The 22,614-nt window shown below is 70.2% G+C and carries 21 protein-coding genes and 1 riboswitch; of the genes, 13 read left to right on the plus strand and 8 right to left on the minus strand.

The annotated features are described in order from the left end of the window. The first annotated feature begins 7 nt into the window (after positions 1-7). Positions 8-994 (plus strand): 1-aminocyclopropane-1-carboxylate deaminase/D-cysteine desulfhydrase, encoded by a 987-nt coding sequence (locus DN051_RS14145; RefSeq protein WP_112438828.1) that lies wholly within the window; start codon positions 8-10, stop codon positions 992-994. Here DN051_RS14145 and DN051_RS14150 read toward each other — a convergent pair. Further along, on the minus strand, positions 991-2,586 hold the full coding sequence (locus tag DN051_RS14150; RefSeq protein ID WP_053757343.1) for a Na+/H+ antiporter: 1,596 nt from the start codon (positions 2,584-2,586) through the stop codon (positions 991-993). The genes DN051_RS14145 and DN051_RS14150 overlap by 4 nt on opposite strands. 61 nt (positions 2,587-2,647) lie before the next feature. On the opposite strand from DN051_RS14150, the gene DN051_RS14155 reads away from it, so the two are divergent. From DN051_RS14155 to DN051_RS14165, 3 genes are all read left to right on the plus strand, one after another. After that, entirely contained in the window at positions 2,648-2,908 is a 261-nt protein-coding gene (locus DN051_RS14155; RefSeq protein WP_053757344.1) for a UBP-type zinc finger domain-containing protein, read from the plus strand. Positions 2,909-3,168: 260 nt separating this feature from the next. Next, positions 3,169-3,582 (plus strand): ATP-binding protein, encoded by a 414-nt coding sequence (locus DN051_RS14160; RefSeq protein ID WP_015657891.1) that lies wholly within the window; start codon positions 3,169-3,171, stop codon positions 3,580-3,582. Positions 3,583-3,599: 17 nt separating this feature from the next. Beyond that, positions 3,600-4,781, plus strand: a complete 1,182-nt coding sequence (locus tag DN051_RS14165) for an RNA polymerase sigma factor SigF (RefSeq protein WP_079000483.1) — start codon at positions 3,600-3,602, stop codon at positions 4,779-4,781. 3 nt (positions 4,782-4,784) lie between these two features. On the opposite strand, the gene DN051_RS14170 is transcribed toward DN051_RS14165, so the two are convergent. Then, complete coding sequence (locus DN051_RS14170; RefSeq protein ID WP_112438829.1) at positions 4,785-5,237, minus strand: hypothetical protein; 453 nt, start codon at positions 5,235-5,237, stop codon at positions 4,785-4,787. 309 nt (positions 5,238-5,546) lie between these two features. Between DN051_RS14170 and DN051_RS14175 the strand changes: the two genes are divergently transcribed. After that, complete coding sequence (locus DN051_RS14175) at positions 5,547-6,515, plus strand: diacylglycerol/lipid kinase family protein (RefSeq protein WP_053757346.1); 969 nt, start codon at positions 5,547-5,549, stop codon at positions 6,513-6,515. A 317-nt stretch (positions 6,516-6,832) separates the two neighbouring features. After that, positions 6,833-7,090, plus strand: a complete 258-nt coding sequence (locus tag DN051_RS14180; RefSeq protein ID WP_016639615.1) for a WhiB family transcriptional regulator — start codon at positions 6,833-6,835, stop codon at positions 7,088-7,090. Positions 7,091-7,310: 220 nt separating this feature from the next. Here DN051_RS14180 and DN051_RS14185 read toward each other — a convergent pair whose 3' ends face one another. Beyond that, positions 7,311-8,786 (minus strand): sensor histidine kinase, encoded by a 1,476-nt coding sequence (locus DN051_RS14185; protein ID WP_107093832.1) that lies wholly within the window; start codon positions 8,784-8,786, stop codon positions 7,311-7,313. Positions 8,787-9,248: 462 nt separating this feature from the next. Further along, on the minus strand, positions 9,249-10,334 hold the full coding sequence (locus tag DN051_RS14190) for an SIS domain-containing protein (protein ID WP_053757348.1): 1,086 nt from the start codon (positions 10,332-10,334) through the stop codon (positions 9,249-9,251). A gap of 307 nt (positions 10,335-10,641) precedes the next feature. Between DN051_RS14190 and nagB the strand changes: the two genes are divergently transcribed. Beyond that, complete coding sequence (nagB, locus tag DN051_RS14195) at positions 10,642-11,427, plus strand: glucosamine-6-phosphate deaminase (protein WP_053757349.1); 786 nt, start codon at positions 10,642-10,644, stop codon at positions 11,425-11,427. A gap of 97 nt (positions 11,428-11,524) precedes the next feature. Here the strand turns inward: nagB and DN051_RS14200 are convergent, their stop codons facing one another. From DN051_RS14200 to DN051_RS14215, 4 genes are all read right to left on the minus strand, one after another. Further along, positions 11,525-13,015: a glycoside hydrolase family 3 protein gene (locus DN051_RS14200; protein ID WP_112438830.1), complete on the minus strand. Its 1,491-nt coding sequence runs from the start codon at positions 13,013-13,015 to the stop codon at positions 11,525-11,527. An 8-nt stretch (positions 13,016-13,023) separates the two neighbouring features. After that, positions 13,024-13,854, minus strand: coding sequence for a carbohydrate ABC transporter permease (locus DN051_RS14205; RefSeq protein ID WP_053757351.1), 831 nt, complete (start codon positions 13,852-13,854; stop codon positions 13,024-13,026). Next, positions 13,851-14,837, minus strand: a complete 987-nt coding sequence (locus tag DN051_RS14210) for a carbohydrate ABC transporter permease (RefSeq protein WP_112438831.1) — start codon at positions 14,835-14,837, stop codon at positions 13,851-13,853. The genes DN051_RS14205 and DN051_RS14210 overlap by 4 nt, the downstream gene beginning before the upstream one ends. A gap of 97 nt (positions 14,838-14,934) precedes the next feature. Beyond that, positions 14,935-16,209, minus strand: a complete 1,275-nt coding sequence (locus tag DN051_RS14215) for an extracellular solute-binding protein (RefSeq protein WP_053757353.1) — start codon at positions 16,207-16,209, stop codon at positions 14,935-14,937. Positions 16,210-16,611: 402 nt separating this feature from the next. Between DN051_RS14215 and DN051_RS14220 the strand changes: the two genes are divergently transcribed. From DN051_RS14220 to DN051_RS14245, 6 genes are all read left to right on the plus strand, one after another. Next, positions 16,612-17,376, plus strand: coding sequence for a GntR family transcriptional regulator (locus DN051_RS14220; protein ID WP_053757354.1), 765 nt, complete (start codon positions 16,612-16,614; stop codon positions 17,374-17,376). Positions 17,377-17,526: 150 nt separating this feature from the next. Continuing rightward, on the plus strand, positions 17,527-19,671 hold the full coding sequence (locus DN051_RS14225) for a carbon starvation CstA family protein (protein WP_053757355.1): 2,145 nt from the start codon (positions 17,527-17,529) through the stop codon (positions 19,669-19,671). Beyond that, positions 19,637-19,843, plus strand: a complete 207-nt coding sequence (locus tag DN051_RS14230; protein WP_246041014.1) for a YbdD/YjiX family protein — start codon at positions 19,637-19,639, stop codon at positions 19,841-19,843. The genes DN051_RS14225 and DN051_RS14230 overlap by 35 nt, the downstream gene beginning before the upstream one ends. Before the next feature lie 99 nt (positions 19,844-19,942). Continuing rightward, entirely contained in the window at positions 19,943-20,206 is a 264-nt protein-coding gene (locus DN051_RS14235) for a DUF3311 domain-containing protein (RefSeq protein ID WP_079000485.1), read from the plus strand. Then, on the plus strand, positions 20,203-21,813 hold the full coding sequence (mctP, locus tag DN051_RS14240; protein WP_053757357.1) for a monocarboxylate uptake permease MctP: 1,611 nt from the start codon (positions 20,203-20,205) through the stop codon (positions 21,811-21,813). The genes DN051_RS14235 and mctP overlap by 4 nt, the downstream gene beginning before the upstream one ends. Positions 21,814-21,884: 71 nt before the next feature. Further along, positions 21,885-22,391: a GNAT family N-acetyltransferase gene (locus DN051_RS14245; protein WP_053757397.1), complete on the plus strand. Its 507-nt coding sequence runs from the start codon at positions 21,885-21,887 to the stop codon at positions 22,389-22,391. A gap of 52 nt (positions 22,392-22,443) precedes the next feature. Continuing rightward, positions 22,444-22,580, plus strand: a riboswitch (cobalamin riboswitch). Positions 22,581-22,614: the final 34 nt, after the last annotated feature.

A 22,614-nucleotide genomic window follows, 5' to 3' on the forward strand; every position in this document is an offset into this window, starting at 1 on the left:
TGGCCGGGTGACCGGCCCCGACGCCCCCGCCCCAGGCCTCCTGCGCCCGCTGCTGCCCTCGCCCGTGCAGGAAGTGCGGGACGACCGGTTCACCCGGCGCGGCGTGCGGCTGCTGCTCAAGCGCGACGATCTGATCCACCCGGACCTCATCGGCAACAAGTGGCGCAAGCTCGTGCCCAACCTGACCGAGGCGGCGGGCCGGCCGGTCCTCACCTTCGGCGGCGCCTACTCCAACCATCTGCGCGCCACCGCCGCCGCGGGCCGCCTCCTCGGGCTGACCACCGTCGGCGTGGTCCGCGGCCAGGAGCTGTCCGGCCGCCCCCTCAACCCGTCCCTGGCCCGCTGCGCCGCCGACGGCATGCGCCTGCACTTCGTCGACAGGTCGACCTATCGCCGCAAGACGGACCCGGAGACCCTCGCCGCCGTCCTGCGCGCGGCCGGCGCCGAGGACGCGTACGTCGTCCCGGAGGGCGGCAGCAACTCCCTCGCCGTACACGGGTGCCGCGCGCTCGGCGAGGAGCTGCACGGCCGGGCGGCCGTCGTCGCCCTCGCCTGCGGTACCGGAGGCACCCTGGCGGGGCTCGCGGCGGGGCTGACCCCCGTACAGCGCGTGCTGGGCTTCCCGGTCCTCAGGGGCGGCTTCCTGACCGCCGACATACGCGCCCTCCAGGAGCAGGCCTTCGGCGGGCCGCGCGGCGAATGGCGCCTCGACGACCGCTTCCACTTCGGCGGCTACGCCCGTACCTCCCCCGACCTCGACGCCTTCGCCGCGGACTTCGAGACGCGTCACGGACTGCCCGTCGAACGCCTCTACGTCGCCAAGATGCTGTTCGGCCTGCTGGCCCTCGCGCAGGAGGGCGCGTTCGCGCGCGGGACGGCCGTGGCCGCGGTGATCACCGGCCGGCCCTTCCCCGAACGTGCCGGGGACGGGCCGCACACGACGGACCGGACGTCGGTCGACTCCCCGGAGGGGCCGTCCGGCCACGCACCCTAGGTCGTCTCCCGGTACGCCGCCGCCTCCTCCAGGTCCAGTCTGCGCAGCAGGGTGCGGAACATCTCGTCGTCGATGTAGCGGCCGTCGCGCAGGCGCCGGAACATGTCGCGTTCGGCGCCGATCATCTCCCGGGCCAGTCGGCGGTAGGTGTCGTCGGCGCTCTCACCGGTGATGGGGTTGGGCTGGCCGAGGCGCTCCCAGACGGAGTTGCGGCGGCGTTCGAGGACCGAGCGCAGGCGGTCGGCGAGCGGATCGGGCAGGGCGTTCCGCTCGTCGGTCAGGAGTTCCTGCAGACGGCGCTCCGCGGCCCGGGACGCCTGCGCCTGGGCGTTCGCCTCGGCGAGCGTCTGGGTCTGGAGGTCGGGGCGCGGCAGCTTGAGCACCCCGATCAGCGGGGGCAGGGTCAGCCCCTGCAGCACCAGGGTGCCGATGACCGTCGTGAAGGTCAGGAAGAGGATCAGGTTGCGGCCGGGGAAGGGCTCGCCGCCGTGCACGGTCGCCGGGATCGAGAAGGCGATGGCGAGCGAGACCACGCCCCGCATCCCGGCCCAGGAGATGATGAACGTGCCCTTCCAGCCGGGGTTCGTCTCCCGTGCCCGGATGCGCGCCGACAGCACGCGCGGCAGGAACGTCGCCGGGTACACCCACACGAACCGGGTCACGACGACGACCAGGAAGAGGGCGATCGCGTACCAGGCGGCGTCCATGCCCTCGTACTCCCCGAGCCCCCTGAGCACCACCGGCAGTTGCAGTCCGATGAGCGCGAAGACCGACGACTCCAGGACGAAGGCGACCATCCGCCACACCGCCTCCTCCTGGAGCCGGGTGGCGAAGTCGACCTCCCAGGCCCGATGCCCGAGATAGAGGGCGACCACGACGACCGCGAGGACACCGGAGGCGTGCACCTGCTCGGCGACGGCGTACGCGACGAACGGGATCAGCAGGGAGAGGGTGTTCTGGAGCAGCGGCTCCTTCAGGCGGGTGCGCAGCCAGTGGATCGGCACCATGAGGATCAGTCCGACACCGACACCGCCGATCGCGGCGAGCAGGAACTCGCCGATCCCGCCCATCCAGGTCGCGCCCTCGCCGACGGCGGCGGCGATCGCCACGCGGTAGGCGGTGATCGCGGTGGCGTCGTTCACCAGGGACTCGCCCTGGAGGATCGTGGTGATCCGGGACGGCAGGCCCACCCGGCGGGCGATCGCCGTGGCCGCCACCGCGTCCGGCGGCGCCACCACCGCGCCCAGCACCAGGGCCGCCGTCAGCGGCAGACCCGGCACGATCATGTACGCGGCCCAGCCCACGACGAAGGTCGCGAACAGCACGTATCCCACCGACAGCAGAGCGACGGGCCGCATCTGCGCCCGCAGGTCGAGGTAGGAGCTGTCGATGGCCGCGGTGTGCAGCAGGGGCGGCAGCAGCAAGGGCAGGACGATGTGCGGGTCCAGGGTGTACTCGGGCACCCCCGGCACATAGGAAACGATCAGTCCCGCCGCCACCAGCACCAGTGGCGCCGGCACGGGAGTGCGTCTCCCGGCCGCCGCGACCGCGGCGCTGCCCGCGATCAGGAGCAGCAGTGGCATCACGTCCATCGAACTCGCCCGCCCTCATTTTCCGCGCGGTCTTCCGCACGCCCGTCGTAACCTGGCAATCATGAAACAGTGCACGCACGCCGACGCGCTGCCGCACCCGGAACCGGGTGCCGTCACGGAGACCTGCCCGCAATGCCTGGCGGAGGGAGTGCACCCGGTGCAGTTGCGGCTGTGCCTCACCTGCGGTCACGTCGGTTGCTGCGATTCATCCCCGGGCCGGCACGCCACGGAGCACCACGAGCAGTCCGGCCACCCCTTGATGCGGACCCTGGAACCCGGCGAGAGCTGGCGCTGGTGCTTCGTCGACCATGTCCTCGCCTGAGGGCCGGCGGCGACGCGAAGCGGACGGTTCGACCGTCTGACGTCTGGGTACGTCAACCCGGCGCGCGCTGTTCCCAATTGGGGCCGCCCGCCCTCTAGCCACTGTGCGTATTCATGTGTTTACTATGAGTGACAGCAAGGGGCGGGGTCCCGGGGACAGGACGGTTGCGAGCGCGGTAGCGTCACCGCTGAAGCACACATCGCGTCATCCCGAGGGAAGACCCTCGGCCCCGTAAAGCTTGTACCACCTTGGAGGTGAGGGTGTCCCAGATCGCAGGCGAGCCCGCGACCCAGGACTTCGTGGAAGTCCGGCTGCCGGCTGCGGGTGCCTACCTGTCGGTGCTGCGGACGGCCACGGCCGGCCTCGCGGCCCGTTTGGACTTCACCCTCGACGAGATCGAGGACCTGCGCATCGCGGTCGACGAGGCCTGCGCGATCCTGCTCCAGCAGGCCGTGCCCGGCTCGGTGCTCAGCTGCGTCTTCCGGCTCGTCGACGACTCGCTGGAGGTCACCGTCTCGGCGCCGACCACGGACGGTCACGCCCCCTCACGGGACACCTTCGCCTGGACCGTCCTGTCCGCCCTCGCGGGCAAGGTCTCCTCCGCCGTGGACGACGACAAAACCGTTTCGATCAGCCTCTACAAACAGCGCGGCGCGGGACCCGGGCCGGCGTGAGGAACGGGGACGGGCCGGTGCGGGACGAAGATCGCGGCACACGGGAGCAGCCGGCCGAGGACGGGGGTCCCGACGGTTCCCGCCGCATGGCGGACGGCATCGACAGCATCCCCGAGCAGGCCCGGCCGCATCCGGAGGACGAATCCGACGACACGGCGGAGGCCGGCTTCCCGGACGACGGGCAGCGAGAGCAGGAAGGTGCCGTGCAGAGCGCGCCTCTGGAACGGCGGATCGGGGTGTCCCCTGCCCCTGGGGCTCCCCCCGCTCGAGCGAAGTCGAGAGCGGGGGAGGAGACGAGGGCTCGGGGAAGGGCGACGGGCGGGACGATGAGCGAGCACGAGCGATACTCCGAGCATGACGCGCCGGCCGCACGGGCCACGCAGGCCGCACCGGCCGCGCAGGCGACACAGGCCACGCCGGTCACGCATGCGACGCAGCACAATCCGCAGGACCGCAGCGGAGCGCGCGCCATGTTCATCGAGCTGCGCAAGCTGAAGGAGGGCAGCGCGGAGTACGCGGAGCTGCGCAACCAGCTGGTGCGTATGCATCTGCCGCTCGTCGAGCACCTCGCCCGCCGCTTCCGCAACCGGGGCGAGCCGCTGGACGACCTCACCCAGGTCGCCACCATCGGCCTGATCAAGTCGGTCGACCGCTTCGACCCGGAGCGCGGCGTCGAGTTCTCGACGTACGCGACCCCGACGGTCGTCGGCGAGATCAAGCGGCACTTCCGCGACAAGGGCTGGGCGGTGCGCGTCCCGCGCCGGCTCCAGGAGCTGCGGCTGTCGCTGACCACCGCGACCGCCGAGCTCTCACAGCTGCACGGCCGCTCCCCCACCGTCCACGAACTCGCCGAGAAGCTGGCCATCTCGGAGGAGGAGGTCCTGGAGGGCCTGGAGTCCGCCAACGCGTACTCCACGCTGTCCCTGGACGTCCCCGACACGGACGACGAGTCGCCCGCCGTCGCCGACACACTCGGCGCGGAGGACGAGGCGCTGGAGGGCGTGGAGTACCGGGAGTCGCTCAAGCCGCTCCTGGAGGACCTCCCGCCGCGCGAGAAGCGGATCCTGCTGCTGCGGTTCTTCGGCAACATGACGCAGTCGCAGATCGCTCAGGAGGTCGGCATCTCGCAGATGCATGTCTCGCGGCTGCTGGCTCGGACACTGGCCCAGCTGCGGGAGAAGCTCCTCGTCGAGGAGTAGCGGCTAGCTCTGGTCCTGCGCGTTGCCGGGCCCTCGGATCCCGAGGGCCCGGGTCGTCTCGGCGTTGACCAGCAGCACGAGCGCCGTGACGGCGACGACGGCCAGCACGATGCCCCCGGGGATGGCCATGCTGTCGGCCTGGAGCAGGTTGTAGGCCACGGGCAGCGCGATGATCTGGGTGATGAGGGCCGGGCCGCGGCTCCAGCTGCGCCGGCCGAGCAGTCCCCGCGCCGCCAGCAGCGGCAGCAGGGCGAGCACGACCAGCGTGATGCCCCCGGTCACGGCCTGCTGCCGGTCGTCCGGGTGCCCGGTCAGCCCCAGCACCCCGATCCAGACGCCGCCGACCACCAGCGCGAGCCCCTCCAGCGCGGTGAGCGCCGCGGCTGCGGTCAGCCGGACGGGACGGGGGCCCGCCTCTTCGGCGGCTTCTGACGCGGGGTTCTGCTGAGAGCTCACCCCTGAAGGGTAGCCCCGACCGCACGGCCCCCTGCGTCGAGGCCGGGCGCGCGCGGATCCGGCGGCCCCTCCCCCGCGGGCCGTGCGTACCGCGCCGGAGCGACGGCGGGACAGGAGCACCCGGGGCCGGTCCGGGTGTTCTCGAAAGGGTGACCCGCGCGCCCGCCCGCGCCCCTCGACGGCCCGGCACCGCAAGGCACGAGGGGCAGGAGACGGCGGGGGCGCCCGTGTCCAGACTCACGCCTCGATCTCCGGCTGATCTCCCATCCGGTCTGGGCCAGGTACCCCCCAGTAGGTACCCTGCCAGTCATGCGTGCACTTCTCGTGGTCAATCCGGCGGCAACCACCACAAGCGCACGTACGCGCGATGTCCTCATCCACGCCCTCGCCAGTGAGATGAAGCTGGAGGCGGTCACCACCGAGTACCGCGGGCACGCGCGCGATCTGGGCCGGCAGGCCGCGGAGAGCGACGACATAGACATGGTCGTGGCGCTCGGCGGCGACGGCACGGTCAACGAGGTCGTCAACGGCCTCCTGCACGCCGGGCCCGACCCGGAGCGCCTGCCCGGCCTCGCCGTGGTCCCCGGCGGCTCCACCAATGTCTTCGCCCGCGCCCTCGGCCTGCCCAACGACGCCGTGGAGGCGACCGGCGCGCTGCTGGACGCCCTGCGCGAGGGCAGCGAGCGGACCGTCGGTCTGGGGCTGACCTCGGGCACACCGGGCACCGAGGACGAGGCCGTGCCGTCCCGCTGGTTCACCTTCAACTCCGGACTCGGCTTCGACGCGGGTGTTGTCGGCCGGGTCGAGCAGCAGCGCGAGCGCGGCAAGAAATCGACGCACGCCCTCTACGTCCGCCAGGTGCTCCGCCAGCTCATCGGCGAGCCCAGTCGCCGCAACGGCACGATCACTCTGGAACGGGCCGGCGAGGACCCCGTGACTGATCTGATGGTGTGCATAGCGTCCAACACGGCGCCCTGGACGTTTCTCGGCAATCGCCCGATGTACGCGTCTCCTAAAGCCTCGTTCGACACAGGGCTCGACGTATTCGGTCTCAGCCGTTTGTCCACGGCTGCGGTTGCCCGGTATGGGACCCAGTTGCTCACTTCGTCCCCCGAGCGCGGCCCCCGTGGAAAGCACGCATTGTCCCTGCACGACCTGAGTGAGTTCACCTTGCATTCGAAGGTGCCACTGCCCCTTCAGATGGACGGCGACCATCTGGGACTGCGTACGAGCGTGACGTTCACAGGCGTACGCCGTGCACTGCGTGTGATTGTGTGAGCAGAAGAGGCTAAAGTCCTTTCACTCGAACGTTTAGGCCAGGATCCACCCCATGGAAGTACGGCTGTGACCTAGTCGACACCGAGGAATCAAAAAAAACTTTTCGGAAGGGGTTGTATCCGTCGCCGAGGTTTGCGAGTCTCTACATGGCGATCGGGACGGCCCGCAACACCGGCCTCCACAGATCACCGGAACCCCTCAACACACCACAGGACCACGCCAGGGAACCTGGCGGTCGGCCCTTCACTTGTTGAGGGATTCGTGAAAGCGTTCACATTCACAAGCAACCTGCACGTAATCAAGGAGAGGTAGCAGCCATGGACTGGCGTCACAACGCCGTTTGCCGCGAGGAAGACCCCGAGCTCTTCTTCCCCATCGGCAACACCGGTCCTGCGCTGCTGCAGATCGAGGAAGCCAAGGCCGTCTGCCGTCGCTGCCCCGTCATGGAGCAGTGCCTGCAGTGGGCGCTCGAGTCCGGTCAGGACTCCGGCGTCTGGGGTGGTCTCAGCGAGGACGAGCGCCGCGCCATGAAGCGCCGCGCCGCCCGCAACCGGGCTCGTCAGGCCTCCGCCTGACACACCCACCCCGCTGACAGCCTGAGCTTGGCGGCGCGTACAGCGAGTACGCATCTCCCGCCCCCGAGCCGCAGCGCGCAGTACCCCCGATGCGCTTGACACAGCAGCAAGCAAAGCCCCGGACGACACCGTCCGGGGCTTTTCGCTGCGCCGGGCCGCCCGGCCGGCGGCGGACGGCGCGAGCGGCTGCCGGTTCAGCGGCGCGCGGGCCCCGCGCTGGTCACTTCTGTGCCCGTACCGGGATGTCCAGGACCACCTGGGTGCCGCGCTCCGGAGCCGGGACCATGTCGAACGTGCCGCCCAACTCCCCCTCCACCAGCGTCCGGACGATCTGGAGGCCCAGGTTGCCGGAGGTGTGCGGGTCGAAGCCCTCGGGCAGGCCGACACCGTCGTCCTGGACGGTGACCCGAAGGCGGGTCTCCTTCGTCGTGCCGGTACGGATGGCCGAGACCTCGACCGTGCCGGTGTCGCCCTCGCGGAAGCCGTGCTCCAGCGCGTTCTGAAGAACCTCGGTCAGCACCATCGACAGCGGGGTGGCGACCTCGGCGTCGAGGATGCCGAAGCGGCCGGTGCGCCGGCCGGCCACCTTGCCCGGTGAGATCTCCGCGACCATCGCGAGCACCCGGTCGGCGATCTCGTCGAACTCCACGCGCTCGTCCAGGTTCTGGGACAGCGTCTCATGCACGATGGCGATGGAGCCGACCCTGCGCACCGCCTCCTCCAGGGCCGCGCGGCCCCGCTCGGACTCGATGCGCCGGGCCTGGAGGCGCAGCAGGGCGGCCACCGTCTGGAGGTTGTTCTTCACCCGGTGGTGGATCTCCCGGATGGTCGCGTCCTTGGTGATCAACTCCCGCTCGCGGCGGCGCAGTTCCGTGACGTCCCGGAGCAGGACCAGCGAACCGATCCGGGTGCCCTTGGGCTTGAGCGGGATCGCCCGGAACTGGATGACGCCGTCGTGTGCCTCGATCTCGAACTCGCGCGGCGCCCATCCGCTGGCCACCTTGGCGAGCGCCTCGTCCACCGGTCCCCGGGACGGCGCGAGTTCGGCGGTCGTACGGCCGAGGTGGTGGCCCACGAGGTCGGCGGCCAGGCCCATGCGGTGGTAGGCGGACAGGGCGTTCGGGGAGGCGTACTGCACGATGCCGTCCGCGTCGAGCCGGATCAGCCCGTCGCCCACGCGCGGCGAGGCGTCCATGTCGACCTGCTGGTTCGCGAAGGGGAAGGCGCCTGCCGCGATCATCTGGGCGAGGTCCGACGCGCTCTGGAGGTACGTCAGCTCCAGGCGGCTCGGGGTGCGGACGGTGAGCAGGTTGGTGTTGCGGGCGATGACGCCGAGGACCCGCCCGTCCCGCCGTACCGGGATCGACTCGACGCGGACCGGGACCTCTTCGCGCCACTCCGGGTCGCCCTCGCGCACGATGCGCCCCTCGTCGAGGGCGGCGTCCAGCAGGGGGCGCCGGCCGCGCGGGACGAGGTGACCGACCATGTCGTCCTGGTAGGAGGTGGGGCCGGTGTTCGGGCGCATCTGGGCGACCGAGACATAACGGGTGCCGTCGCGGGTGGGGACCCACAGAACCAGGTCGGCGAAGGAGAGGTCGGAGAGCAGTTGCCACTCCGAGACCAGCAGATGGAGCCACTCGAGGTCGGAGTCGTCGAGGGCGGTGTGCTGGCGGACCAGTTCGTTCATGGAGGGCACGATGTGAGCGTACCTGGGGGTTTGTACGGGCCCCTAATGGTCCGCCGCGGGGTCCGGGGGGTGCCGTACGGCCCTGGAAGCACCCGCGGGCCGCGGCGCCTGGGAGGGACCCTCAACCCTCCCGGCACCGCAGCCCGGAGCAGCATCGGCCACGGGGTGTGCGGTCCCGGTCGGCCGAAGGATGAGGAGCCGGGGCAGTCAGGGCAGAGAGCTCCGGTTCCTCGGTCCGTCCTCCTGTGCGGGGAGGACGGAGGCTCTTGGTGGTTCCGTCGCGATGGACACTTGCATTCTGGACTAGACCACTGTGCGGTGTCCATGCGTCGGGACCGTTGTTGTCGGAGCCTGTTTGGAGTTGGCGCTTCGCAGCCTAACCCGCCCGGCTCGCCTACGGGGCCGGATGGCCGTTGCAATTTCCGCGGGCGCCGCTCGGTCCGCTCCGCCCCCACCGGGCACGCGGGGCGCTCAGTGGGTCTCCGTGATCTTCGCCAGGGCGCGCGGGGCGTCGGGGTCCTGGCCGCGCGCGATCGTGACCTCGTGGGCGAGGAGCTGGAGCGGGATGATCTCCAGGACGGGCTGGACCTCCTCGGCGACGTTCTCGGTGGGCAGGACGAAGCCGACGGAGGCGCGTTCGACCCGGTTCCCCGGGCCGACCACGAACAGATCGGCGCCGCGCCCGCGCAGCCGGTCGAGGACCGGCTGGAGCATCTCGCCGCCCTTGCCGTCGGTCACCACGGCGATGACCGGCGAGACGTTGTCGACCATGGCGAGGGGGCCGTGCAGCAGGTCGGCGCCGGAGTAGGACAGGGCGGGGATGTAGCTGGTCTCCATCAGCTTCAGGGCGGCCTCCTTCGCGGTGGGGTAGCCGTAGCCGCGCGAGGTGATCACCATGCGCTCGGCGAAGCGGTAGCGGGCGGCGATGGCGCGCACCTCGTCCTGCCGGGCGAGCAGTTGCTCGGCGAGGCCGGGCAGCACCCGCGCGGCGCTGCCGTCGCCGCCGCGCAGCCCCTCGGCGAAGAGGTACAGCGCGAGGAGGGAGGCGGTGTAGGTCTTGGTTGCGGGGAGGGCCTTCTCCGGCCCGGCCAGGATGTCGATGTGGTACTCGGAGACACCGGCCAGCGCCGAGTCCGCGTTGTTGGTGACCGCGAGAGTGATCGCGCCGGACTCGCGGGCCGCCCGGGTCGAGGCCACGAGGTCGGGGGAGCCTCCGGACTGGCTGACGGCGATGACGAGGACGTCGGTGAGGTCGGGGCGGGCCCCGTAGGCCGTCGTCGTGGACATCGAGGTGAGCCCGCAGGGCAGGCCCAGACGGATCTCCAGCAGGTACTTGGCGTACAGGGCGGCGTTGTCGGACGTACCGCGGGCGGTGAGCAGCACGAAGCGGGGCGCGCGGGCGGCGATCTCCTGGGCGACCCGGCGGACGGCGGGGGCGCCCTTGTCCAGGATCCGCTGCAGGACGGCGGGCTGCTCGGCCATCTCGCGCGCCATGATCCGGCCGGGGACGTCGATGTGCGGGGCGTGGGGGTCGTGCGGGTACGGGGTGGCGGTCATAAAGAGATCCTCCGCGTCTGGCCCTGGCGTTGTCCTGACGGCTCTCTTCCGACCTTCCCATTGCACTCCCCCGCGGCGCGCCACGCCTGCGCGCGGGAAGCCTCGGACGCCGCCGCCCGGGGAGCGCCACCGCCCGGCGGGCCCGGCCCCGTGCCCCCTTCCGGCGCCGCCGCCACCCCCGGGACCGCCCATCGCCCGGCGGTCGTCGGCCCCTGCGGTGAACAGGGCCGCTCTGTTAGATTGGTCTAAACCACATGGCCCCTATCCGGGTCCCTACGAGTCTCCTCTCCAGATCGGCAGGCCCAGCGTGGAAGTTGTCATCGTTCCCGACGCCGAGGCGGGCGGCGAGCTGATCGCCGAGGCCATGGCCCAGCTGCTCGGGCGCAGGCCCGACGCCCTGCTGGGTGTGGCCACCGGCTCGACCCCGCTGCCCGTGTACCAGGCGCTGGCGGCCAGGGTGCGGTCCGGCGCCGTGGACACCTCGCGGGCGCGGATCGCGCAGCTCGACGAGTACGTGGGGCTGCCGGCCGAGCATCCGGAGTCGTACCGCTCGGTGCTGCGGCGCGAGGTGCTGGAGCCGCTCGGTGTGCCCATGGCCGCGTTCATGGGGCCGGACGGCACGGCCGAGGACATCCCGGGAGCCTGCGAGGCGTACGACCGGGCACTGGCCGAGGCGGGCGGGGTGGACCTCCAGCTGCTCGGCATCGGCACCGACGGGCACATCGGGTTCAACGAGCCGTGCTCCTCGCTGGCCTCGCGCACCCGGATCAAGACGCTGACCGAGCAGACCCGGATCGACAACGCCCGCTTCTTCGACGGCGACATCGACCAGGTGCCGCAGCACGTCATCACACAGGGCATCGGGACGATCCTGGAGGCGCGGCATCTGGTGCTGCTGGCCACCGGAGAGGGCAAGGCGGAGGCGGTCGCCGCGACCGTCGAGGGCCCGATCGCCGCGGTGTGCCCGGCCTCCGCGCTCCAGTTGCACCCGCACGCGACCGTCGTCGTCGACGAGGCCGCCGCGTCCGAGCTGAAGCTCGCGGACTACTTCCGGCACACCTACGCCAACAAGCCGCAGTGGCAGGGGATCTAGTGCCGTAGCAGGCAACGTTCGCCCCGATGCCCGAAGGCGCCGGTCCCGTGCGGGACCGGCGCCTTCCTGCGTGTCCGGCGCGGGCGCCGGGGCCGGCTCAGCGAGCCCCGGCGATGACCTCCGCCGCGGCCCGGCCGCACACCCGGGCCGCGCCGTGGGTGGCGATGTGCAGGGCGCCGCGGGGGGCAGCCTGGGGCACGCCCATCTCGACCACGATCGTGTCGGGGCGTGCGGTCAGCAGCATGTCGAGCGCCGCCGCCATCCACGGGTGCCGGTGCTCGTCGCGCACGACGGCCACGATCCTGCGGGTGCCGGCCGCGGTGAGCGCGGCGGGTCCGGCGTCCTCACCCGCGAAGGTGCCCGCCTCCGTGCCGGGGAGCAGCCCGGCCAGTTCCGCGGTCACGCCCCAGGGGGTCTCGTCGCCGACGGCGATGTTGGCGGCGGGCGTCAGGGTGGCGATGTACGGGGCCTCGGTGAGCGGGACGGCGGTGTCCGCGCCGGTGATCCTCAGGGCGCGCCGGGCCGCGCGCAGTCCGACGTCGCTGCCGGGGCCGGACCGGCCGGCGTCCTCTGCCGCGGTCGCCGCCCAGCGGGCCAGCTCCCGGACGCGGTGGGCGGCGTCGGCCAGGCGTTCCTCGGCGAGCCGGCCGCTGCGCACCGCTCCCACGAGGGCGTCGCGCAGCCGGCGTACCGTCTCGTCGTCGGCCAGTCCGCCGCCCACGCAGATCGCGTCGGCGCCGGCCGCGACGGCGAGCACGCTGCCCGTCTCGATGCCGTACGTGCCCGCGATGGCCTGCATCTCCATGCCGTCGGTGACGATCAGGCCGTCGTGGCCGAGGTCGCGGCGCAGCAGGTTCGCCAGGATCCCGGCGGACAGGGTCGCCGGCCGCTCCGGGTCCAGGGCGGGGACGAGGATGTGGGCGCTCATCACGGCCCGGGAGCCGGCGGCGACGGCGGCGCGGAACGGCGCCAGTTCGCGGTCGCCGAGCACGGACGCGTCCGCGTCGATGCGGGGCATCGCGTGGTGCGAGTCGACGGCGGTGTCGCCGTGGCCGGGGAAGTGCTTGGTGCAGGCGGCGACGCCGGCGGACTGGAGGCCGGCGACGTAGGCGGCGGTGTGCCGGGCGACCAGGGCGGGGTCGGCACCGAAGGACCGGACACCGATCACCGGGTTGCGGGGGTTGGAGTTGACGTCCGCCGACGGGGCCCAGTTGAGGTTGACGCCGCAGGCGGCCAGCCGGCGGCCGAGTTCGTGGGCCACCTCGCGGGTCAGGTCGACGTCGTCGACCGCGCCGAGGGCGTGGTTGCCGGGGAAGGAGGAACCGGTGCGCACCTCCAGGCGGGTGACGTCGCCGCCCTCCTCGTCGACGGCGACCAGGACGTCCTCCCGTTCGGCGCGCAACTGGGCGGTCAGCGCGGAAAGTTGCTCGGGGGAGGCGATGTTGCGGCCGAACAGTCCGACGGAGGCGAGGCCCTCGCCCAGGCGGCGCAGCAGCCAGTCCGGTGCCGTGGTACCGGTGAAGCCGGGTTGGAGGACCGTCAGCGCGTCCCGGGTGAGCGTGTCGGTTTCGCTGGCGAATGTGGTCATCGAGGGCGTTATCCCTTCACAGCGCCGGCGGTCAGCCCGCTGACGGCCCTGCGCTGGAGGAAGACGAAGAGGATCAGGATCGGAACGGCGAAGAGGGAGGAGGCCGCCATGGTCGCGCCCCAGTCGTTGCCGAAGACGGTCTGGAAGCTGGTGAGCCACAGCGGCAGCGTCTGGGCGCCGGCCTCCTTGTTGACGACCAGGACGAGCGGCAGCTCGTTCCAGGCGGTGATGAAGCCGAACATCGAGGTGGCCATCAGGCCCGGCGCGAGCAGCGGGAAGATGATCTTGAGGAAGGCCTGGCCGCGGGTGCAGCCGTCGACCATCGCCGACTCCTCCAGTTCCCGGGGCACCGCGGCGACGAAGCCGCGCAGCGTCAGGACGGTGAAGGGCAGGATCATCATCGTGTAGAAGAGGGTCAGCGGAACCAGGCTGTTCAGCATCGACGCGTCCCGCACGATCATGTAGATCGCGATGACCATGACTTCCCAGGGCGCCATCTGCGCCATCATGAAGCCGACGATGAAGCCGCGCCGTCCCCTGAACCGCATACGGGCCAGGGCGAACGCCCCGGCGAGCGCGATGAGCAGCGAGAAGACGACCGCGAGCACCGTGACGATCAGCGAGTTGGCGACGAACGTCCAGAAGTTGTCGGCGTCGGTCGCGGTCTTGAAGTGGTCGAAGGTGATGTCGGTCGGGAACCAGACCGGATTCTCCGAGATGATGTCGCCGGTCGGTTTGAACGCCGTGGCGAACATCCAGTACACGGGGAAGACGAAGCCGATGAACAGCACGACGGCCGTGACGTTGGGCCACAGGCGGCCGAAGAGCGAGCGCTTCACAGCTCGTCCTCCTCTTGCTTGAGCACGACCCGCAGGTAGTACGCGGTCAGAGCGAGCAGGATCAGGATGGTCAGGACGGCGATGGCCGCGCCCATTCCGTAGTGCTGGTTGCCGACGCCCTCGATGTAGGCGTAGACGGGCAGGATCTCCGTGAGCCGGTCGGGGCCGCCGCCGTTGAAGGCGAAGACCTGCACGAACGCCTTGAAGACCCAGATGATCTCCAGGAACGTGGTGGCGTAGAGGAACGGACGCAGGAACGGGAACGTCACGGTGGAGAAGATCCGCCAGGCACCGGCGCCGTCGAGGGCGGCGGCCTCGTAGAGCTCGTCCGGGATGGTGGTGGTCGCGGCGTAGAGGTTGAGCGCGACGAAGGGGATCGACATCCAGACGATCAGCACGGTGACGACGAAGAACGTCGACATCTGGCTGCTGGTCCAGCTGTAGTCGGCCATGGAGTGCCAGCCGAGCTTGTCGAGCACCCAGTTGACGACCCCGAAGCGCTGGGCGAACAGCCACTGGTAGACGGTGGTCGCGGCGACCACGGGCATCGCCCAGGCCAGCACGAGCCCGATCATCAGCATGACCCGCATGCGCCTGCCGAGGCGGGCGAGCAGCAGGCCGATCAGGGCGCCGAAGATCATGATCAGGACGACGTTGACCGCCGTGAACAGGATCGAGCGCAGGGTGACGCGCCAGAAGTCCTCGCCGGTGAGGACCTCTTTGTAGTTGTCGATGCCGTTCCACTCGGTGACGTGCTGGATCAGCTGCGCCATGTTGAGGTTCTGGAAGGACAGCAGAACGTCCTTCAGCAGCGGCCAGCCCAGCAGCAGCACGGTGGCCGCGCAGGCCGGCAGCAGCAGCAAATACGGGGCCAGCGCGCCGGCCCGCGACGTCACGCGCTGCCCCGGCCCGCCGGATCCGCTCTTGCCCGATGGGGTGGTGTCCAGCGGACCGGAGGGCGGCCGTTCGGTCTGCACGGTCATGCTCGCGATCTCTCTTCTCGGCCTACGAAGTCCCGTCAGCGGGAACAGGAGCGGGAGCGGGGGCCATGAGCGGCCCCCGCCCCGTCGGCGCCGGCTGTCAGCTCTCCTGCGACAGGCGCTTGTTGAACTCCTCCTCGACCTGCTGGGCGGCCTCGGCGGGGGACTTGCCGTTCAGAACGGCGGTCATGTAGGTCTTCACCGGGTTCGGCGCGTTCTCGACGGCGGCCCACTCGGGGATCAGCGGTGTGGTGCCACCGCCCGCGGCGGCCGGCGCGGCGGCCTCGGCGGCGGCGTTGCCCGCCAGGTTGGACTGGAGCGACTCCTTGTTCGGGATGACGCCGTTGAGCTTGGCGAGCCGGCCCTCGTGCGTGTCGGACAGGGCGATCCTCAGGAACTCCTTGGCCAGCTCCTGCTTCTTGCTGCCCGCGGCGACCGAGAGGTTGGAGCCGCCGAGGAAGACACCCTCGGGCTGGTCGGCGGTGTCACCCGGGATGGTGAAGTAGCCGATCTGCTCCTCGATCTCCGGGTTGGCCTCGATGGCGATGCCGGCCTCCCAGCCCATCGAGATGATGGCGCCGACGTTGCCCTTGGCGAAGACCTCGCCCTGCTGCGGGGTGGCCTCGTCCTTGTCCTTGGGCGCCTTGGAGAGGGCCTGGAACTTCTGGTAGGTCTCCATCGCGGCGGCGACCTTGGGGTCACCGAGGTTGGAGACGTACTTGTCCCCGTCCTTCTTGACCAGTTCGCCGCCCTCGCCGACGACCAGGCCGACGAAGTGGTACCAGTTCTGGCCGGGCAGGTAGATCGGCTCGGCGTCGGTCTTGTCGCCGATCGTCTTCAGGGCGTCGTAGAACTCGTCGCGGGTCTTGGGGGTGTCCTTGATGCCGGCGTCGGCCCAGACCTTCTTGTTGTACATGACCACGCGGTTGGCGAAGTACCAGGGCGCCGCGTACTGCTTGCCCTCGAAGACCGAGGAGTTGTTCAGGGACTCGGTCCACTCCGCGCCGATCTCGGACTTCAGGTCCGCGAGGTCGGCGAGGCCGCCGGTCTTGGCGTAGGCCGGGGTCTGCGTGTTGCCGATCTCGAAGACGTCGGGCGGGTTCTCCTCGGACAGGGCGGTGGTCAGCTTCTGCTGGATGCCGTTCCACTGCTGGATCTCGAACTTGACCTTGGCCTTGGTCTTCTTCTCGAAGGCAGCGGCGACGTCCTTCTGCCACTGGTCGGGTGACGAACCGTCCATCACCCACACGGTGAGCGTCTGGCCCGCGAAGCCGTCCGCCCCGGTCTTGCCCTCGTCGCCTTCGTCGCCCCCGCAGGCCGCAATGGAGACCATCATCGCCGCGACACCGATCGCGGATATCAGCTTGCGCTTCACGCCATCCTCCTCAGGGATGCCACAAACCCCCCTCGTCCCCACGGTGAGCGTCAACTCCGTGCGTACCGTCCGGGGCCGGGACCTGGACCAATGGTGTAGACCAGTAGGGGGAGCTTGGCTCAGACCAAATGGCGTGTCAAGGGTGCTCGTGCGCCTCCGACCAGCCGTTATGGGACCTACATATGCAGGAACCTTTAAGTAAGAACCCGTCGAAAACACCGGCTCGACGAGGCACACTTGGGTAGACCACTTGACTGCATGGACTAGACCAGCGAAGGCACCGACGGTATACAGAGGGGATCACGGAGCGTGCGGGGAACCTCTGGCGCGCGTCCGTGCCACGATGTGACCCGCGACCGGCGGATGTCGGTCGCGTCGGTACAGAAGCCGGGAAGGCGGAGCATGAGCACTGACGTCAGCAGTGCGGAGAACGAGAACGGGGCACCCGTCCGTACCGCACGGGTGCCCAAGTACTACCGCCTGAAGAAGCACCTGCTCGACATGACCGAAACGCTGCCGCCCGGCACACCGGTCCCGCCCGAGCGCACCCTGGCCGCGGAGTTCGACACCTCGCGCACCACCGTGCGCCAGGCCCTTCAGGAACTGGTGGTCGAGGGCCGGCTGGAACGCATCCAGGGCAAGGGCACCTTCGTCGCCAAGCCGAAGGTCTCGCAGGCGCTCCAACTCACCTCGTACACCGAGGACATGCGGGCCCAGGGCCTGGAGCCGACCTCGCAGCTGCTGGACATCGGCTACATCACCGCCGACGACACCCTGGCCGGTCTGCTCGGCATCTCCGCCGGCGGCCGGGTCCTGCGCATCGAGCGCCTGCGGATGGCCAACGGCGAGCCGATGGCGATCGAGACGACCCATCTGAGCGCGAAGCGCTTCCCGGCGCTGCGCCGCAGCCTGGTCAAGTACACCTCGCTGTACACCGCGTTGGCCGAGGTGTACGACGTGCATCTCGCGGAGGCCGAGGAGACCATCGAGACCTCGCTGGCCACCCCGCGCGAGGCCGGTCTGCTGGGCACGGACGTCGGCCTGCCGATGCTGATGCTCTCCCGTCACTCGCTGGACCGGGACGGCGAACCGGTGGAGTGGGTGCGGTCCGTCTACCGGGGCGACCGGTACAAGTTCGTGGCGCGCCTCAAGCGGCCCGAGGCGTAGCCGGAGGCACAGCCCGCGCGGGCGGCGCGGCCCGCGCCGCCCGGTCCGGAACCCAAGGGCCCCGCGACACAACCCTGTTCGCGGTGTAGCGCAGATCACATCGACTGTCCTACGGTCCTCCCGTCATCGCATACGACGGGAGGACGACCCGTGCGCACAGCGAACGCCCGAACCATCGTCATCTGGAGCCTCGTCGCACTGGTCGGCGCCGCCGGCTGGACCGTACTCGCGTTGTCGCGCGGTGAGGAGGTCTCGGCCGCCTGGATGGTCGCGGCCGCCCTCGGCTCGTACGCGATCGCCTACCGCTTCTACTCCAAGTTCATCGCGAACCGGGTCCTGAAGGTCGACAAGACCCGTGCCACCCCGGCCGAACGCCTCGACAACGGCATCGACTTCCACCCGACCGACCGCCGCGTCCTGCTGGGCCACCACTTCGCGGCGATCGCGGGCGCGGGACCCCTGGTCGGTCCGGTGCTCGCCGCGCAGATGGGCTATCTGCCCGGCACGATCTGGATCATCGTCGGCGTCATCTTCGCGGGCGCCGTCCAGGACATGGTGGTGCTGTTCTTCTCCACCCGGCGCGACGGACGGTCCCTGGGCCAGATGGCGCGGGAGGAGATAGGGCCGTTCGGCGGGGCGGCGGCGCTGCTGGCCGCCTTCGCCATCATGATCATCCTGCTCGGGGTGCTCGCCCTGGTGATCGTCAACGCGCTGGCGGCCTCCCCGTGGGGCACCTTCTCCATCGCGATGACCGTCCCGATCGCCCTGCTGATGGGCTTCTACCTGCGGGTCCTGCGGCCCGGGCGGGTCGCGGAGGTCTCCCTGATCGGCGTGGCGCTGCTGCTGGTCGCGCTCGTCGCGGGCCGCTGGGTCGCCGAGTCGTCCTGGGCCGACACGTTCACCCTGGCGCCGTCCACGCTCGTGATCTGGCTGGTGGCGTACGGCTTCATCGCCTCGATCCTGCCGGTGTGGATGCTGCTCGCTCCCCGCGACTACCTGTCCACCTTCATGAAGATCGGCACGATCGTGCTGCTCGCGGCCGGCGTGGTGATCGCGCTGCCGACGCTGAAGATGGACGCCGTCACCGACTTCGCCTCCCGCGGCGACGGTCCGGTCTTCGCGGGCTCCCTGTTCCCGTTCGTCTTCATCACCATCGCCTGCGGCGCGCTCTCCGGCTTCCACGCCCTGATCTCCAGCGGGACGACGCCGAAGATGATCCAGAAGGAGACGCAGGTCCGGATGATCGGCTACGGCTCCATGCTGATGGAGTCCTCGGTCGCCGTGATGGCGCTGATCGCGGCCAGCATCATCGACCCCGGCCTGTACTTCGCGATGAACGCGCCCGCCGGAGTGATCGGCACCACCGTGGAGAGCGCCTCCCAGGTGGTGGGCAGCTGGGGTTACCAGATCTCGCCGGCCGACCTGGCCAAGGCCGCGGAGAGCGTCGAGGAGTCGACCCTGCTGTCCCGCACCGGCGGCGCGCCCACCCTCGCGGTCGGCGTCTCGGAGATCTTCTCCCAGGTGACCGGCGGCGGCCTCAAGGCGTTCTGGTACCACTTCGCCATCATGTTCGAGGCGCTGTTCATCCTGACCGCGCTGGACGCCGGCACCCGCGTCGGCCGGTTCATGCTCCAGGACATGCTGGGCAACGTCCACCGGTCGTTCAGGAACGTCAGCTGGAAGCCGGGGCTGGTCATCACCAGCGCGATCGTGTGCGGCCTGTGGGGCTACTTCCTGTGGGTGGGCGTCCACGAGCCGCTCGGCGGCATCAACCAGCTGTTCCCGATCTTCGGCATCTCGAACCAGCTGCTGGCGGCCGTCGCGCTGGCGGTGTGCACCACGCTGCTGGTGAAGTCGGGCCGCCTGAAGTGGGCGTGGATCACCGGCGTCCCGCTCGCCTGGGACGCCACCGTGACCCTGACCGCCAGCTGGCAGAAGGTGTTCTCCAGCGACCCCAAGGTCGGCTTCTTCAAGCAGCGGCAGGTGTTCCAGGACGCCATCGACCGCGGGGAGATCCTGCCGCCGGCCAAGACCATGGACGACATGCGCACGGTCGTCACCAACTCCACGGTCGACGGTGTGCTCACCGCCCTGCTCGCCCTGCTGATCGTCGTCGTGATCGTGGACGCGACCCGGATCTGCGTCCGGCACGTCCGCCGACCCGCGCTGTCCACGCTCAGTGAGGTGCCGTACACCGAGTCGAAGATCGTCGCGCCGGCCGGGCTGTTCCCGACGCAGGAGGAGAAGGAGGAACAGCGCCGTGCGTCCGTCACCGCTGCTGCGCCGGGTGATTAGCGGGGTCCGCTGGTACGTGCGGGAGCTGACCGATGAATCGGCCTACGACCGCTATGTCGCCCACCTGCGCAAGAACCGCCCGGAGGCGGAGATTCCGTCCCGACGGGACTTCGAGCGCATGCGGACGGACCAGCAGGAAAGGGACCCGCGGCAAAGTTTCCGCTGCTGTTGAGGAACCGGTATGTGAACAAGGGCTTCCGCATGTGGGACACCGTGACCTACATTGCCTGCGCGTTGCACCAGGTGATCAGCGAGGGGACGGAGCCACCAGATGTCACAAGCCCCACCGACGAGCGGAGAAGCGGTGGTGACGCCCGTGCGCGTCATCATCGCCCTCTGTCTCACAGCGCCCTTCGTGGCGATGCTGTGGGTCGGTTCGTACGCGAAGACCGACCCGGCCTTCATCGGCATTCCGTTCTTCTACTGGTACCAGATGGCCTGGGTGGTCATCTCCACGGTGCTCACGATGATCGCCTACCGGCTGTGGCAGCGTGACCAGCGCGCCCGCAAGTCCGAGGGGGGTGCCGACGCATGAACGACGGCGTGAACGGCGTCGCGCTCGCCGTATTCATCCTCTTCTTCCTGGCCGTGACGGTCATGGGCTTCCTGGCCTCGCGCTGGCGCAGGGCCGAGAACGAGCAGAGCCTCGACGAGTGGGGTCTGGGCGGCCGGTCCTTCGGCACCTGGGTCACCTGGTTCCTGCTCGGCGGCGACCTCTACACCGCGTACACCTTCGTGGCGGTGCCGGCGGCGATCTACGCTGCGGGCGCGGCCGGCTTCTTCGCCGTGCCGTACACGATCCTGATCTACCCGCTGATGTTCCTCTTCCTGCCCCGTCTGTGGTCGGTCTCGCACAAGCACGGCTATGTGACCACCTCGGACTTCGTCCGGGGCCGCTTCGGCTCCAAGGGCCTGTCGCTGGCGGTCGCGGTGACCGGCATCCTGGCGACCATGCCGTACATCGCGCTCCAGCTGGTCGGCATCCAGGCCGTGCTGGACGTGATGGGCGTCGGCGGCGGTGAGAACACGCACTGGTTCATCAAGGACCTGCCGCTGCTGATCGCCTTCGGCGTGCTGGCCGCCTACACGTACTCGTCGGGTCTGCGCGCGCCGGCCCTGATCGCGTTCGTGAAGGACACGCTGATCTACCTCGTCATCGCCGTCGCGATCATCTACATCCCGATCAAGCTGGGCGGTTTCGACGACATCTTCGCCGCGGCGAGCGACAAGTACACGGAGGCCGGAGCGGGCGGGCTGGTGCCGCTGGACGGCTCGCAGTGGACGTACGCCACCCTGGCGCTCGGTTCGGCCCTCGCGCTGTTCATGTACCCGCACAGCGTGACGGCCGTGCTGTCCAGCCGCAGCCGGGACGTCATCCGCCGCAACTCCACCATCCTGCCGCTGTACTCGCTGATGCTCGGCCTGCTCGGCCTGCTCGGCTTCATGGCGATCGCGGCCGGCATCAAGGTGGAGAACGGCCAGCTGGCCATCCCCCAGCTGTTCGAGAACATGTTCCCGGACTGGTTCACCGGCGTCGCCTTCGCGGCGATCGGCATCGGCGCGCTGGTGCCGGCGGCGATCATGTCGATCGCGGCCGCGAACCTCTTCACCCGCAACATCTACAAGGACTTCCTGAAGCCGGACGCGACGCCGGCGCAGGAGACCAAGGTCTCCAAGCTGGTCTCGCTGCTGGTGAAGGTGGGTGCGCTGGTCTTCGTCCTCGGCATGGACAAGACCGTCGCGATCAACTTCCAGCTGCTGGGCGGCATCTGGATCCTGCAGACCTTCCCGGCCCTGGTCGGCGGCCTGTTCACCCGCTGGTTCCACCGCTGGGCGCTGCTGGCCGGCTGGGCGGTCGGCATGCTCTACGGCACGGTCGCCGCGTACGGCGTCGCCTCGCCGACGCAGAAGCACTTCGGCGGCTCGTCGGCCGAGATCCCCGGCATCGGCGAGATCGGCTACATCGGTCTGACGGCGTTCGTGCTGAACCTCGTCGTCACGGTGGTCATGACCTTCGTCCTGCGGGCCGCCAAGGCCCCCGAGGGCGTCGACGAGACCAGCCCCTCGGACTACACGGCCGACGCGGGCGACCCGGGCGTGCAGAAGGAGCTGCCGCCGGCCGTGGCCGGCGCCTCGCACTGAGCGACTCCCCGACGGGCCGCCGGACGAAATCCGGCGGCCCGTTGCCGTACCCCTCGGGCACACTCGCCCCCATGGACATCGTGATCCGCCCGGCGGCGCCCGAGGAGTACGAGACACTCGGCGAGATCACCGCCCGGGCCTACCTCCAGGACGGCCTGCTCGACTTCGGGGAGAGCGACGCCTACCTCGGCGAGCTGAAGGACGTGGCCAAGCGGGCCGCCGCCGCGCAGGTCCTGGTCGCGGTGGCGGACGGCGCTCTCGTGGGCGGTGTGACCTTCGTGCCGTCCGGCGGCCCGATGGCGGACATCGCGGGTCCGGCGGAGGCCGAGATCCGTATGCTCGCCGTCGACCGCGAGGCCCGCGGGCGCGGCGCCGGGGAGAGCCTGGTGCGCGCCTGCGTCGACCGCGCGCGGGCCACGGAGGGCTGCGTACGCGTCGTGCTGTCGACCCAGCGGAGCATGCGCTCCGCCCACCGGATCTACGAACGGATGGGCTTCGTCCGCACACCCGAGCGGGACTGGAACCCTCTGCCGCAGCTCGACGGCATCACTCTCCTCACCTATCGGCTGACGCTCTGAAACCGGCGCGACACAACATCTGGGGGCGTCACCCGAACCCGGCACAAGATGTATGCTCATGCTCGCTGTCGCCGCAGGGGAATCCGGTGCGAATCCGGAACTGTCCCGCAACGGTGTACTCGTACACGTATGCCCGCATGCGTTCATACGAGCGTCAGTCCGAGGACCTGCCGACAGCGCGCCCGACCGTCCGGTTCGGGTGCCATGACGTCCGGGCCTCGTG

It is taken from the genome of Streptomyces cadmiisoli, from assembly GCF_003261055.1.
Lineage (GTDB): Bacteria > Actinomycetota > Actinomycetes > Streptomycetales > Streptomycetaceae > Streptomyces > Streptomyces cadmiisoli.

What these genes read in the sequence shown, in the direction of transcription:
- DN051_RS14245 (WP_053757397.1), top strand. Translation starts at nt 21,885, where the DNA reads ATGGACATCGTGATCCGCCCGGCGGCGCCCGAGGAGTACGAGACACTC.
- DN051_RS14155 (WP_053757344.1), top strand. Translation starts at nt 2,648, where the DNA reads ATGAAACAGTGCACGCACGCCGACGCGCTGCCGCACCCGGAACCGGGT.
- DN051_RS14180 (WP_016639615.1), top strand. Translation starts at nt 6,833, where the DNA reads ATGGACTGGCGTCACAACGCCGTTTGCCGCGAGGAAGACCCCGAGCTC.
- DN051_RS14190 (WP_053757348.1), bottom strand. Translation starts at nt 10,334, where the DNA reads ATGACCGCCACCCCGTACCCGCACGACCCCCACGCCCCGCACATCGAC.
- mctP (WP_053757357.1), top strand. Translation starts at nt 20,203, where the DNA reads ATGAACGACGGCGTGAACGGCGTCGCGCTCGCCGTATTCATCCTCTTC.
- DN051_RS14175 (WP_053757346.1), top strand. Translation starts at nt 5,547, where the DNA reads ATGCGTGCACTTCTCGTGGTCAATCCGGCGGCAACCACCACAAGCGCA.
- DN051_RS14235 (WP_079000485.1), top strand. Translation starts at nt 19,943, where the DNA reads ATGTCACAAGCCCCACCGACGAGCGGAGAAGCGGTGGTGACGCCCGTG.
- DN051_RS14200 (WP_112438830.1), bottom strand. Translation starts at nt 13,015, where the DNA reads ATGACCACATTCGCCAGCGAAACCGACACGCTCACCCGGGACGCGCTG.
- DN051_RS14210 (WP_112438831.1), bottom strand. Translation starts at nt 14,837, where the DNA reads ATGACCGTGCAGACCGAACGGCCGCCCTCCGGTCCGCTGGACACCACC.
- DN051_RS14150 (WP_053757343.1), bottom strand. Translation starts at nt 2,586, where the DNA reads ATGGACGTGATGCCACTGCTGCTCCTGATCGCGGGCAGCGCCGCGGTC.
- DN051_RS14220 (WP_053757354.1), top strand. Translation starts at nt 16,612, where the DNA reads ATGAGCACTGACGTCAGCAGTGCGGAGAACGAGAACGGGGCACCCGTC.